Raw genomic sequence first — 14188 nt, forward strand, 5'->3', positions numbered from 1 at the left:
CGCGCCAAACCTGTCCAACTGTTAATTCGACTTCGCCAGGCTTCGGTCATATTGGTTGATGGGGGTGAAAGATGCCACCATGGACCAGCAATTGGAAATGCCCCTGCAGACGACCGTCGCGCCACGCCGTTCGCGTCGCTGGATTCCCTGGCTGATCTTCATTGCCATTGTCGCCGCAACAGGCGCCTATCTCTATCAGCGTCCGCATGTCGAGGCGAGGCAACCCGGCGGCAGGCGCGGCGCGCAACCGACGACGATCGGCGCCGCCGTCGTCGAAAAGGGTCCGATAGACGTCACCCTCAACGCGCTTGGCACGGTAACGTCGCTCTCCACCGTCACCGTCAAGCCGCAGGTCACCGGCCCGCTCACCCAGGTGAATTTCAAGGAGGGCCAGGACGTCAGGAAGGGCGACCTGCTGGCCGAGATCGATCCCCGCCCCTACCAGGCAGCGCTCGCCCAGGCCCAGGGCCAGCTGGTGCGCGACCAGGCCATGCTCAGGGATGCCCAGCTCGACCTCGTCCGCGACCAGAAGCTGGTGGCGCAAGGCGCGGCGACACCGCAGACCCTCGACGCGCAGGTCGCCCTTGTCACGCAGGACCAGGGCTCCGTCCAGGTCGACCAGGCGATGATACAGACCGCCACCCTCAATCTCGACTATTGCCGCATCCTGGCTCCCGTCGACGGACGGGCCGGTCTGCGCCAGGTCGATCAGGGCAATTACGTCACCCCCGGCGATGCCAACGGCATCGTCATCATCACCCAGGTTCAGCCGATCAGTGTGCTGTTCACCGTGCCCGAGGATGAACTGCCCGCAATCGCGCAGCGCATGCAGCAGGGCGCCATACTGCCCACTTCAGCCTTCGACCGCGCTGGAGCCAAGAAGCTCGCCGACGGCCAGCTCGAAACGTTCGACAGCCAGATCGACCCGAGCACCGGCACCATCAAGCTGCGGGCGGGCTTCGCCAACGAGGCGCGGGTCCTCTATCCGAACCAGTTCGTCAACGTCGCGCTTCTCGTCGACGAGCATAAGGACGCGGCCATCGCCCCGATCGCGGCGATCCAGCGCGGCCTGCCCGGCACTTTCGTCTATCTGGTCAACCCCGACAGCACGGTCGCCGTGCGCAAGGTCACGCTTGGCGTCACCAATGGCGAACGCGTCGAGATCCTCGCCGGCCTGAATCCGGGCGACCGCGTCGTCGTCGACGGCGCCGACAAGCTCCGCGACGGCGCCCACGTCAACCTTCAGCAGGACGGCCAGGCGCCGGCACCGGCACAACCCTCGGCACCGGCCACGGCGCAGTCACCGGCATCGGCTGCCGCGCCAGCCGGGACAGAGCCTCAGTCACAGTCATCGGCGCCGGACCAGCCCGCATCGGCTACGCCAAAGCCGGATGATACGAGCAGGCGCAAGGGCCAGGGCCGCAAGCATCGTCACGCGGAGTCCGGGCAGCAGCAATGAGCCCGTCGCGCGCTTTCATCCTGCGGCCGGTGGCGACATCGCTGTTCATGGTCGCCATCATGCTGTCCGGCCTATTGGCCTATCGCTATCTGCCCGTCTCCGCCCTGCCCGAGGTCGACTATCCGACCATCCAGGTGCAGACCTTCTATCCCGGCGCCAGCCCCGACGTCATGACCTCCTCGGTCACCGCGCCGCTGGAGGTCCAGCTCGGCCAGATCGCCAACCTCAACCAGATGAACTCGGTAAGCTCGGCCGGGTCCTCGGTCATAACGTTGCAGTTCAGCCTGGCGATCTCGCTGGATGTCGCCGAGCAGGAGGTGCAGGCCGCCATCAACGCCGCCGGCAATCTTTTGCCGGCCGACCTGCCGGCGCCGCCGATCTACGCCAAGGTCAATCCGGCCGACGCCCCGGTGCTGACGCTGGGCCTGACCTCGGCTACGATGCCGCTGCGCGACGTGCAGCAGCTTGCCGACACCAGGCTGGCGCAGAAGATATCGCAGATGCCGGGCGTCGGCCTGGTCAGCCTCAGCGGCGGCCAACGGCCTGCCGTGCGCGTCCAGGCCGATCCGCGCAAGCTCGCCGCCTACGGCCTCAATCTCGACGATCTGCGCACCACTTTGGGCAGCGCCAACGTCAACACGCCGAAGGGCAATTTCGACGGGCCGTCGCGCGCCTACACCATCAACGCCAACGACCAGTTGAAGAGCGCCGGTGAATACAATTCGCTGATCGTCGCCTACAAGGACGGCGCGCCCGTTCGGCTGAGCGATGTGGCCGATGTGGTCGACGCCACCGAGAACAACCGGCTGGCCGCGTGGATGAACGGCACGCCGGCGATCATCCTAAACATCCAGCGCCAGCCCGGCGCCAACGTCATCGACGTGGTCGATCGCATCAAGGCGCTGCTGCCGCAGCTCCAGGCCTCGCTGCCGAATGCCATCGACGTGAAGGTGCTGACCGACCGCACCACCACCATCCGCGCCTCGGTGCGTGACGTCGAATACGAGCTGACGCTGTCGATCATGCTGGTCGTGCTGGTCATTTTCGTCTTCCTGCGCAGCGCGCGCGCCACGCTGATCCCGAGCCTGTCGGTGCCCCTGTCGCTGGTCGGCACGCTTGGCGTCATGTACCTCTTCGGCTTCAGCCTCGACAATCTGTCTCTGATGGCGCTGACCATCGCCACCGGCTTCGTCGTCGATGACGCCATCGTCGTCATCGAGAATGTCGCGCGCTATGTCGAGGAAGGCGCGACGCCGCTGCAGGCGGCGCTGAAAGGCTCGCAGCAGATCGGCTTCACCATCATCTCGCTGACCGTTTCGCTGATCGCGGTGCTGATCCCGCTCCTGTTCATGGGCGATGTCGTCGGCCGGCTGTTCCGCGAGTTCTCCATCACGCTCGCCACCACCATCCTGATCTCGGCCGTGGTGTCGCTGACGCTGGTGCCGATGGCCTGCGCCAAGCTGCTCAAGCCGGCGGCGGCGGTGCGCGAGAACGCCCTGCAGCGCGCCAGCCGCGACTTCTTCGACTGGGTGATCCGCGGCTATGGCCGGGCGCTGACCTGGGTGCTCGACCGGCAGACGCTGATGCTCGTGGTGGCGGCGGCCACCCTGGTGCTGACGGCGGCGCTCTATGTGATCATCCCCAAGGGGTTCTTCCCGGTGCAGGACACCGGCGTCATCCAGGCCATATCAGAGGCGCCGCAGTCGATCTCCTATGCCGCGATGGCTGGGCGCCAGCAGCGGCTGGCCGCCATCATCCTTAGGGATCCCGACGTCGACAGCCTGTCTTCCTTTATCGGCGTTGACGGCACCAACACCACGATGAATGTCGGCCGCATCCTGATCAACCTCAAGCCGCATGAACAGCGCGGCGCTGATATCACCGAGGTCATCGCGCGACTGAAACAGGAAGCCGGCGCCGTGGCCGGTGTCACGCTCTACATGCAGCCGGTGCAGGACCTGACCATCGACGGCCAGGTCAGCCGCACCCAGTATCAATTCGTGCTCCAGGACGCCAATGCCGACGAACTGGGAGAATGGACGCCGAAGTTGCTCGCCAGGCTGAACACGCTGCCGCAGCTCGCCGATGTCGCCAGCGACCTGTCGAACAGCGGCCTTGCCGTCTTTGTCGACATCGACCGCGACCAGGCCGCCCGCTTCGGCATCACGCCGGCAACGGTCGACAACGCGCTCTACGATGCTTTCGGCCAGCGCATGGTCTCGACCATCTACACCACGTCAAGCCAGTCCCGCGTCATTCTCGAAGCCGCCCCGTCCGAACAGGATTCGCTCAAGGCGCTCTCCTCGGTCTACCTGCCCTCATCGACGGGCGGCGCCCCGGTGCCGCTGTCGGTGGTGGCGACCACCCATGTCGCCACCACGCCGCTGCAGATCATCCATATGGGGCAATTCCCCGCCACCACCGTCTCGTTCAACCTGGCGCCTGGCGTCTCGCTCGGCGAGGCCGTCACCGCGATCCAGCAGGCGCGGGCCGACATCGGCATGCCGCTTAGCATAGTCACCAGCTTCCAGGGCGCCGCGCGTGCCTTCCAGGCTTCGCTCGACAACACGCTGTTCCTGATCCTGGCGGCTGTGATCACTGTCTACATCGTGCTCGGCGTGCTCTATGAGAGCTTCATCCATCCGATCACCATCCTGTCGACACTGCCTTCGGCCGGCATCGGCGCGCTGCTGGCGCTGATGATCGCCGGCCAGCACCTGACCATCATCTCGATCATCGGCATCATCCTCTTGATCGGCGTGGTCAAGAAGAACGCCATCATGATGATCGACTTCGCCCTCGACGCGCAGCGCCATGAAGGCAAGACGCCGCGCGAGGCGATCTACCAGGCCTGCCTGCTGCGCTTCCGCCCGATCCTGATGACGACGCTGGCGGCGATGCTGGGCGCATTGCCGCTGATGCTGGGCACCGGCGTCGGCTCGGAACTGCGCCATCCCCTGGGCGTCTCCATTGTCGGCGGCCTGTTGCTCAGCCAGTTGCTGACGCTGTTCACCACGCCGGTGATCTATCTCTGGTTCGACCGCCTCGCCGCTCGTCTGCGCGGCGTCGAACCCAACCTTCCTCACGCTCATGGCGCGGACGCCAGGCCATGAACCTGTCGGTCCCCTTCATCCGGCGGCCGGTGGCGACGACGCTGCTGACCTTCGGCCTGCTGGCGGCCGGGCTGGTGGCGTTTCCGCAATTGCCGGTGGCGCCGCTGCCGGCGGTCGACTACCCCGTCATCTCGGTGACGGCCTCGCTGCCGGGCGCCAGTCCCCAGGTGGTGGCCAACACCGTCGCCAGCCCGCTCGAGCGGCATCTCGGTCAAATCGCCGACGTCAACGAAATGACCTCGTCGAGCAGCGTCGGCAGCGCCCGCATCACTTTGCAGTTCGGGCTGGATCGCGACATTGACGGCGCCGCGCGTGACGTCCAGGCGGCGATCAACGCCGCGCGCGCCGACCTGCCGTCCAGCCTGCGTTCCAACCCGACCTATCGCAAGGTCAATCCAGCCGACGCCCCGATCCTCGTCCTGTCCATGACATCGGACACGCTGTCCAAGGGCCAGCTCTTCGATGCCGCCAGCACCGTGCTGGCGCAGAAACTCTCGCAGGTCGACGGCGTCGGCGAGGTGTCGGTGGGCGGAAGCTCGTTGCCGGCGGTGCGCGTCGAGCTCAACCCGCAGGTGCTCTACGACTACGGCATCGGGCTGGAGGATGTGCGCGCAGCGCTCGCCTCGGCCAATGCCCACAGTCCCAAGGGCGCCATCGATGTCGGCGACCAGCGCTACCAGATCTACGCCAATGACCAGGCCAGCCAGGCGGACGCCTACCGCTCGCTGATCGTCGCCTACCGCAATGGCGCGCCGGTCCGGCTTTCCGATGTCGGCCAGGTCAGTGATTCCGTCGAGAACATCCGCAATGCCGGTCTCGCCAACGGCAAGCCGGGCGTGCTGATCATCCTCAACCGCTCGCCCAACGCCAACATCATCGCGACGGTCGACCGGGTGAAGGCGCTGCTGCCGTCGCTGCGGGCCTCGATCTCGCCCGCCATCGAACTGTCGCTGGCGGTCGATCGCTCGACCACCATCCGCGCCTCGCTGAGCGAGGTCGCGCAGACGCTGGTGATCGCCATCGGCCTGGTGATCCTCGTCGTCTTCGCCTTCCTGCGCGACGTGCGCTCGGCGCTGGTGCCGATCGTGGCCGTACCTGTATCCCTGGTTGGCACGCTTGGCGTCATCTACCTGCTCGGCTTCAGCATCGACAATCTGTCGCTGATGGCGATGACGGTGGCCACCGGCTTCGTCGTCGACGACGCCATCGTCGTGCTGGAGAACATCGCCCGCCACACCGCTTCCGGCATGGGCCGCATGGAGGCGGCGATCAAGGGTTCCCAAGAGGTCGGCTTCACCGTGCTCTCGATGAGCCTGTCGCTGATCGCGGTCTTCATCCCGATCCTGCTGATGGGCGGCATCGTCGGCCGGCTGTTCCGCGAATTCGCCGTCACGCTGTCGGCGGCGATCCTGGTCTCGCTCGCAATATCGCTGACCACCACGCCGATGATGTGCTCGATCCTGTTGCGCCCCGAGGGAAAACGCGAGCACGGCCGGCTCTACCGCTTCAGCGAACGCATCTTCGAGGCCATGCTGGGATTCTACCGCCGATCGCTATCCTGGGCACTCGACAATCCGCTGCTGGTCATGGCGGTGCTGGCAGCCACGCTCTGCCTCAATGGCTACCTCTATGTCACCATCCCAAAAGGTTTCTTCCCGCAGCAGGATACGGGACGGCTGACCGGTTCGATCCAGGCCGACCAGGCGACCTCCTTCCAGTCGATGTCGCAAAAGCTCAGCCAGTTCGCCGGCATCGTGGGCAAGGATCCGGCCGTCGACGCCGCGGTCGGCTTCACCGGCGGCGGCCAGACCAATTCCGGCTTCATGTTCGTGTCGCTGAAGCCGTTGGCCGAGCGCAAGATCTCGGCCGACCAGGTCATCGCCAGGCTGCGGCCCAAACTGGCTGGTGTGCCGGGCGCCACGCTCTTCCTGCAGGCGGTGCAGGATATCCGTGTCGGCGGGCGGCAATCGAACGCGCAGTACCAGTACACCTTGCAAGGTGACAGTTTCGACGAACTGGCGGAGTGGGCGCCGAAGCTAGCGGCGGCGCTGCAGACGGAGCCCAGGCTGACCGACGTCAACTCCGACCAGCAGAACAAGGGCCTGGAAGCCGATGTCACCATCGACCGCGATACGGCAACGCGCCTTGGAATCACGGCCAGCCAGATCGACAACACGCTCTACGACGCCTTCGGCCAACGCCAGGTCTCGACCATCTATGTCCAGCGCAACCAGTATCACGTGATCATGGAAGTGGCGCCGCGATACTGGCAGAATCCGGACGCGCTTCAGAAGGTCTATGTCAGCACGTCCGGCGGCTCCGTGCATGGTTCGCAGGCGAGCAATGCGGTTGCCGGCACATTCGTTGCACCAGGCCGGTCGGCCAACGCCCAGTCGGTCGCCGCCGACGCGGCGCGCAACCAGGCCAACAATTCCATCACCAGCACTGGCAGGACGGCGGCCTCGACCGGCTCGGCGGTCAGCACCGGAGCCGAGACCATGGTGCCGTTGTCGGCCGTCGCGCATTACGGCCCCGGCAGCACGCCGCTGTCGGTCAACCACCAGGGCCTGTTCGTCGCCACCACCCTGTCCTTCAACCTGGCGCCGGGCGTCGCGCTCAGCGAGGGCGTCGCGGCCATCAACGCGGCCGCCGACCGCATCGGCATGCCGGCCACCATCCATGGCAGCTTCCAGGGCACGGCGCGCGTCTTCCAGGACTCGCTCTCCGACCAGCCGCTGCTGATCCTTGCCGCGCTGATCGCCGTCTATGTCGTGCTGGGCATTCTCTACGAAAGCTACGCGCACCCGCTGACCATTCTGTCGACCTTGCCGTCGGCCGGCGTCGGCGCCTTGCTGGCGCTGACCCTGTTCAACACCGAGTTCTCGATCATGGCGCTGATCGGCATCATCCTCTTGATCGGCATCGTCAAGAAGAACGCGATCATGATGATCGACTTCGCGCTGGCCGCGGAGCGCAACGAGAACAAATCGGCGCATGACGCCATCCACCAGGCATGCCTGCTGCGATTCCGCCCGATCATGATGACGACCATGGCGGCGCTGTTCGGCGCCGTGCCGCTGGCGATCGGCCTTGGCGAAGGCGCGGAGCTGCGTCAGCCGCTCGGCATCGCCATCGTCGGCGGCCTGATCCTGAGCCAGATCCTGACCCTCTACACGACACCGGTCATCTACATCTATGTCGATCGCTTCAGCCGCTGGTGCCGGCGCCTGCGTTCGCGGAACCGGTACCCCTGGCAGGCAAATGTGCAACCGGGAGAGTGAGCCGGCTCTCTCCGCCGATCACAAACTGTCAACTTTGCGTTCCTTGCCGTTTAACGGTTCGGAAGGCCCCTATATCGAGGATACGGGCCACGAACCGCCGGCGATGAGAGGATCATCGCGACGCGACGGGAGCAGATTGCCCGCGATCGGAAAGCGATAGCCTTACCGCTTTTCCCGTTGAAGGGAGGCGCGACCATGCGCAATTTTACACCGAAGATCATCGCAATCGCATCGCTTCTGGCAGCGGTGCCACTATCGAGCGCCTACGCAGTGCATCGCCACCGGGCCGAACCGGGCGGCATGTCCGTCGAGGCAAGGGCGGTCCTGGACCAGTTGCAGGGCGTCAAGCAAGGGATTGTCGAGGCCATGGACGCCAAGGCGATCACCCCGCAGCAGGAGCATGATCTGATGATGCAAGCCGACAGCATCCATCGCTCGGCCACGGGTGGCGGCGCATACCAGAGCTTGCTCGGTCAGATCGAGAAGCTGGACCAGCAACTGCAGGTCGATACGGGCGGCGGCACATACATGGGCGACGGCTCCGATGGCGGCTATTACCCGAATGGCTGACGCGGACCGCTCATGATCGCTCGGCGCCCCAGACAGGTTTCGGGGCGCCGGTTTTTCCATTCGACGCTGGCGTAAGCAAGGCCAAAGCCTACTGGACCGAGGCGATGGCGCAGATGGAAGCAGTGTCGCCAAGGCCCTGGCAGATGGCGGGACCGCTGAGGCGCGGATCCTCGACCAGCGCCTCTACCTCGCCGGCAACTGGCTGGCCGGTGAAGAAAACCGGCACAGGCTGCCCGCCGCCATGGATGGTGGCGTTGTCGGCAACAACGCTGGCGGTGTCGGCCGGCTGCACCACATCGGAGGTCCGCACCACCAGATCGGCGCCGACATAGGTCAGGTCGTAATTGGCCGAGGCGGCAAGACTGCCCTGCTCGATGGCATAGCGGCCCGACGCGCTTGCCGTGGCTGCATCGGTCGAGAGCGAGCCGGTCAGCGTGTCGCCGCCAACCAGCCCCAGCCCGCCAATCGTATAGGTGAGCGGCGGATTGGCCGAGCCTTGCAGCCGGCTTTGCGCATCGGCGATGACTGTGATCGCCCGCTTGCCGATGGTGAAATCGGCGCCGGCATAGGTGATGTCGTAGTTCGAATTGTCAGCATTGGTGATGGTGCCCTGGCCGATCGCATAGATTCCGACATTCTCACCCGAAGCGCGATCGAGTGCGCCGACAAGGGCCGCACCATTGCCAAGCCCCGATGTGGTGTAGCCAAGCGTCGGATCGGCATTGCCGTAGATTTTGCCCTGACCGGCATTGGCGGTCACGGTGATCGCCCGTTTGCCGATGGTGAAACTGGCGCCGACATAGCTGATATCGTAGTTCGCGTTGGCTGCGTTGGTCAGCGTGCCTTGCCCGATGCCATAAGTGCCGACGTTCTCGCCCCCGCCGCGGTCGAGCGTGCCAACCAGAGCCGCGCCATTACCAAGGCCGGTATGGCTGTAGCCAAGGGTCGGATCGGCATCGCCATAGGTCTTTCCCTGGCCGGAGTTGGCCATCACGGTGACCGTCCGTTTGTCGATGGCGAAATCCGCACTGGTGAAGGTGATGTCATAGTTCGCATTGTTGGCATCGGTCAGCGAACCCTGGCCGATGGCGTAGGCACCGACATTCTCACCAGCGGCCCGGTCAAGGGTTCCGACCAACGCCACGCCCTTGCCTAGATCTGAATAGGTGTAGCCGTAGGATGACGGGTCGGCATTGCCGTAGGTCTTGCCCTGGCCGGAATTGGCTGTGACCGTGACCGCCCGCCTGGCAATGGTGAAATCATTGCTGACGAAGCTGATGTCGTAATTCGCATTGTTGGTATCGGAGAGCGTACCCTGGCCGATCGCATAGGTACCGGCATTCTCACCGACCGCGCGGTCAAGCGCACCGACGAGCGCCACGCCGGTGCCGAGATCCGAGTAGGTATAGCCATAGGACGACGGATCGGCATCGCCATAGGTCTTGCCCATGCCGGCATTGGCCGTGACGGTGACCGCCCGCCTGGCGATGGTGAAATCGGCGCCGACGAACGTGATGTCGTAATTGGAGTTCGCGACATCGAGCGTGCCCTGGCCGATGGCGTAGGTGCCGGCATTTTCGCCCGCCACGCGGTCGAGGCTGCCCGTCAGCGTCAAACCGCCAAGATTGGAAACCGAGTAGGTATAGGCGGCCGGATCGCTGTCGCCATAGACCTTGCCTTGCCCCTGATCGACGGTGACGGTGATGGCCCGTTTGTCGATGGTGAAGTTGGCGCCGGCGTAGCTGATGTCGTAGTTCGCGTTGTTGGCATTGGTCAGCGTGCCCTGGCCGATCGCATAGGCGCCGGCATTTTCGCCGGCAACACGATCGAGCGCGCCGACCAGGGCGACGCCATTGCCGAGGTCCGAAACGCTGTAGCCGTATGACGATGGATCGGCATCGCCAAAGGTCTTGCCCTGGCCCGGCATCACCGTCACCGTCACCGCCCGCTTGGCAATGGAAAGCCGGCCCGCGCTGTTGAAGGCAAGGGCGTAGCCGTTGAGCGCAGCGACATCGCCGGCATCGATGGTGATCGTGTAGGTCCCGGCTCCGAGCTGCTGGGTGGCAAGCGGATTGGGGGTAGAGAGCGTCGGCGCGCCGGCGAAGGCGGTGGTTGCACTGTCGCCGAGATAGGCGTTGGCAACACCTGCCTGATAGCCCGACACCGAATAGGTGAGCGTCGGCATGGTGTCGCCGTAGATCTTGGACGCATTGCCGGAGGTGAAGGTCAGCGTCGGCTGGTAGGCGAAGACGTAGCGGTTGCCGCTCGCGCTCACCGCGCCGCCGGCTGCCGTATTCCACACCGCCGTGTCGCCGCTGTCGAGGTTGCCGAATGTGTTGCCGGTGGGTGCTGCCGCGTAGACCAGCCAGCGCCCGGCTGTCGCGTTGACGGCATCGCTGCCGCGGCTGTTGATGAACTTGCCGCCTGCCGCCAGCACCGGATTGGTTCCGCTGACCTTGGCGCTCGCTGCGATCGTCAGGTCGCCTGATGTCTGCAGCTGGACCTGCCCTGTTGTGTTGGCGCCGGTCGTGGTCACGCCCCGCGCGTTGGCGACGCCGCCGATCACGAGGCCGCCCAGATCGACCAGGTTGACCGATCCCGCATTGGCGGCAATCGCGCCGACCTGGTTGCCGGCATTGGTCAGGTTGAAATTGCCCGTGCCGCCGAGCCACAGCGATCCTGCCGCCAGACTGCTCGTCTGCGTAACCGCGCCATTCGACGACAGCGCCAGCGTGCCACTGCCGATCGATATCGCCTGGTCGAGCGCGAAAATTGTCGCCGCCGTTTCGATCTGCCAGTTGGCGAAGGTGAGGTTGCCGACATAGGTCGACCCCACGGTGGTATTTGCGATGTTTTGCAACGCCGAGAGCGACGTGATCGAGCTGTCCGCTTCGTCGAGGCGCCAGTTGCCGTAGACGTTGAGGTTGGAGACATTGCCGCCCGATAGGCCCGTCCGCAACGTCACCGCGTTCTGCGCGCCTGAGGCATCCGGGCCGCCATCCTGCACCGTATAAACCAGCACGGCGCTGCCGATCGTGCCATTCGGCGTCGCGATATAGTAGTAGCCGTTGACGCCGGTGGACACCGTGCCGAGGTCGAAGCCGTTGGCGACAGCCGTTACCAGCCCGGGATTCTTCACATAGTAGGGTTGGCGCGTATCCGACGACAGCGGGGTTACGCCGCTGTCCTTGTAGGCGATGCCGGAGATTGCTTGCACGCCGTTCGGGTAAAAACTTTTCAGGTAGGGATACAGGCCCTCCGAACCGCCGCCGAAGGCCGCACTCAATCCATTCGCCGCGCCGTTCTGGAAGTCGCTGGTAGCGAGACCGGTGACAGTGCCTGGGTTGCTGCCGCTGCCGAAAGCATTGGTCAGGCCCGATGTCGTCGTATCGAAGGCGCCATTGGCGACGGTGCCAAAATTGACCCCGACAAACCCACCCACCTGCGTGCCGCCGTTGATGCCACTTGCCGGGCCGGTTGAATACGAGTCGCTGATCGATCCCTGATTCAATCCGACAAATCCGCCCACAAAGGACGAACCAAGAACCCAGCCTGTCGAATAGGACTGGCTGATGGTTCCCGACGCCGTGTTGGCGCCAACCAGCCCGCCGGCGGAATTATAGTCACGCGCGTTCACCCCGACCGTCGAGAACGACCGGGTGATCGAGCCATCATTCTGGCCGACCAGTCCGCCCGTCGCGCTGGCACCGTGGATCTGGCCGCTTGCCCAGACACCGGAAATGGAGCCTTTGTTCCAACCGGCGATGGTGCCCGTCTCGTAGGAAGCCATCACCACCGCATCGACCAGCCCGACATTGCGCACCACGCCCCCACCGCCGATATAGCCGAACAGGCCAGCGTAGTTCGCGCCCCCCGGCGTGGACCTTAGGTAGTTGATGGTGTTGCCGAGACCGTCGAAGGTGCCGTTGAAGCCGTTGCCGCTGTTGAGGATGTTGGTGTTGCCGTCGGTGCCGAGCGGAATGAAGCCCTTGGGGCCATTCCAATTGTAGGTGGCGGTCGCGTCGATCGTGTTGGCCAGCGCATAGCGGCCACTGAGACCGCTGTTGATCGCCTGCAGGCCGTTGACGTCGTAGATCAACGTATAGCTCTGGCCGTTGATCGAGAGCGCCTGCGCGCCGGGCGTGCCGGTAAATGTCACGGCGGCGCCAAGCGCATAGGACATCACGCCGCCGCTGCCGCCATTGTTGGTGACCAGCGACAGGCCGCCGACACCGCCGATCGTGGCGCCGGCGTTGAAGACGATCGAATGATAGGCGCTGAGCGTCAGCGTGTTGGCGCTCCAGGCGATCGGCGCGGCGATGGTGATGTCGCCGGCCTGCGAACCGCCGCCACCCGTCGAGATGGTGACGTTGGCCAGCGCCAATTGGTTCTGCAGCGTGGTGACGTTGATGACGCTGTCATTGGAACTGGCGGTGAATCCGCCGCTATCGGCACCATTCGAGATGGTGACGTTGTAGGGATCGAGCAGAAGATCGCCGGTGTCGCCGAAGCGGGCGCGCAGGTCGACGGAACCGGTGAAGTCGAGCCGCTGCTTGCCGGACACTTCGGCAAAGCCGCCATTGCCGCCATCCTCGCCACCGCGCGCGGAGATCTTGCCGGCGAATTTCGTCTGCTCATCCGACCAGACGATGACCGTGCCGCCGTCGCCGGTGCCGGTGGCGTCGGCGCTGATTGTCGTGGCCGCATCGATCTCGGTCGTCGTTGCGCGTTGCAGCGTGCCGGAGCCCTGCTTGTCGCCGCCGATCCTGACCGTGCCGCCGCCATCCCGGCCCGAGGCGTCGACCTTGGCTGCCTTGAGCTTCAGCTTGCGGCCGGTGACCGTGATCTTGCCGCCCTTGCCGCCTGCCTTGGCCGAGGCGTCGAGCGTGCCTGTAATCTCGACGGATCCTTCGTCACCGCCAAGCACGATGGCGCCGGATTGACCCGACACCGTGCGCGCCTCGATGACACCGGACATGTTGACCGCCTGGCGCGCGGCATCGCGCACCGCCGCGGCCTTGAGCTCGACCGTCCCGCCATCGGCGCTGATCAAACCGGAATTGCTGACCAGCGCGGTGCTGCCATCCGCCCTGGTCGGCACGGAAACCTGCAGGAAGCCGTCGCCGGAAAGATCGAGCGTCGCCTTCTCGCCCGAGCCCAGCCCGACCTTGCCCAGCGGCACGCTGATCGAGCCGGCATTGTCGACGCTGCCGCCGATCAGGGCCGCATAGCCGCCACGGCCGATCGAGACGGATCCTTCGTTTGAAACGGCAGCCGAGGCGCCCTTGCCCTGGAACGTCAGCTTGCCGGCCTTGAAGTCGTCATCGCTGATGTCGAGCGAGGAGCCGACGAAGCCGGCGGCGCTGACCTTGCCGGTCTTGGAGATGGCGATGCCGTTGGGGTTGACGAGAAAGACCTGGCCGTTGGCGTTGAGCTGGCCTGATATGGTGGATTTGGTGCCGCCGGTGACGCGGTTGAGCATCGTCGAGGACGATGTCGGCTGGTCGATGTTGACGGTCGCCCCCTCACCGATCGAAAAACTCTGCCAGTTGACGATGGCCGAGCTGGTCGACTGCTTGATGCTGAGCTGCGAGGATGACGGGTTCGAGATGGTGACGCCGCCCGACGCAACGCTGCCGCCGGTCGGCAGTTCCTGCGCCCGTGCCGATGTGAAGCCGACCAGTGCCGTCGACGCCAGCAGCAGAGCCATCAGCGGCGCGCTGGTGCGGTTGCGGCGATGCGTTGAAAAGTCCTGGCTTCGCATG

General features: G+C 65.2%; 5 protein-coding genes. 4 read left to right on the forward strand and 1 reads right to left on the reverse strand.

All coding sequences use genetic code 11. The features are described 5' to 3' along the window. Nucleotides 1-79: 79 nt before the first annotated feature. The 4 genes from QQK95_RS02600 to QQK95_RS02615 all read left to right on the forward strand — a co-directional run bounded on the left by QQK95_RS02600 (nucleotide 80) and on the right by QQK95_RS02615 (nucleotide 8423). Complete coding sequence (locus QQK95_RS02600) at nucleotides 80-1459, forward strand: efflux RND transporter periplasmic adaptor subunit (protein WP_284268587.1); 1380 nt, start codon at nucleotides 80-82, stop codon at nucleotides 1457-1459. Then, the gene (locus QQK95_RS02605; protein WP_284268589.1) at nucleotides 1456-4572 is read left to right on the forward strand and encodes an MdtB/MuxB family multidrug efflux RND transporter permease subunit; all 3117 of its coding nucleotides are present in this window, start codon (nucleotides 1456-1458) and stop codon (nucleotides 4570-4572) included. The genes QQK95_RS02600 and QQK95_RS02605 overlap by 4 nt, the downstream gene beginning before the upstream one ends. Further along, nucleotides 4569-7853, forward strand: a complete 3285-nt coding sequence (locus QQK95_RS02610) for an efflux RND transporter permease subunit (protein WP_284268591.1) — start codon at nucleotides 4569-4571, stop codon at nucleotides 7851-7853. Before QQK95_RS02605 ends, QQK95_RS02610 begins: the two co-directional genes overlap by 4 nt. Nucleotides 7854-8048: 195 nt before the next feature. After that, entirely contained in the window at nucleotides 8049-8423 is a 375-nt protein-coding gene (locus QQK95_RS02615) for a hypothetical protein (RefSeq protein WP_284268593.1), read from the forward strand. Between the two features lie 88 nt (nucleotides 8424-8511). Here the strand turns inward: QQK95_RS02615 and QQK95_RS02620 are convergent, their stop codons facing one another. Beyond that, nucleotides 8512-14187 (reverse strand): MBG domain-containing protein, encoded by a 5676-nt coding sequence (locus tag QQK95_RS02620; RefSeq protein WP_284268595.1) that lies wholly within the window; start codon nucleotides 14185-14187, stop codon nucleotides 8512-8514. Nucleotide 14188: the final 1 nt, after the last annotated feature.

Origin of the sequence: Mesorhizobium huakuii, from assembly GCF_030160235.1 — a bacterium.
In the GTDB taxonomy this organism is placed as follows: Bacteria; Pseudomonadota; Alphaproteobacteria; order Rhizobiales; family Rhizobiaceae; genus Mesorhizobium; species Mesorhizobium huakuii.

Coding starts and splice junctions, on each gene's coding strand:
- QQK95_RS02605 (WP_284268589.1), top strand. CDS start 1,456: ATGAGCCCGTCGCGCGCTTTCATCCTGCGGCCGGTGGCGACATCGCTG.
- QQK95_RS02600 (WP_284268587.1), top strand. CDS start 80: ATGGACCAGCAATTGGAAATGCCCCTGCAGACGACCGTCGCGCCACGC.
- QQK95_RS02615 (WP_284268593.1), top strand. CDS start 8,049: ATGCGCAATTTTACACCGAAGATCATCGCAATCGCATCGCTTCTGGCA.
- QQK95_RS02620 (WP_284268595.1), bottom strand. CDS start 14,187: ATGCGAAGCCAGGACTTTTCAACGCATCGCCGCAACCGCACCAGCGCG.
- QQK95_RS02610 (WP_284268591.1), top strand. CDS start 4,569: ATGAACCTGTCGGTCCCCTTCATCCGGCGGCCGGTGGCGACGACGCTG.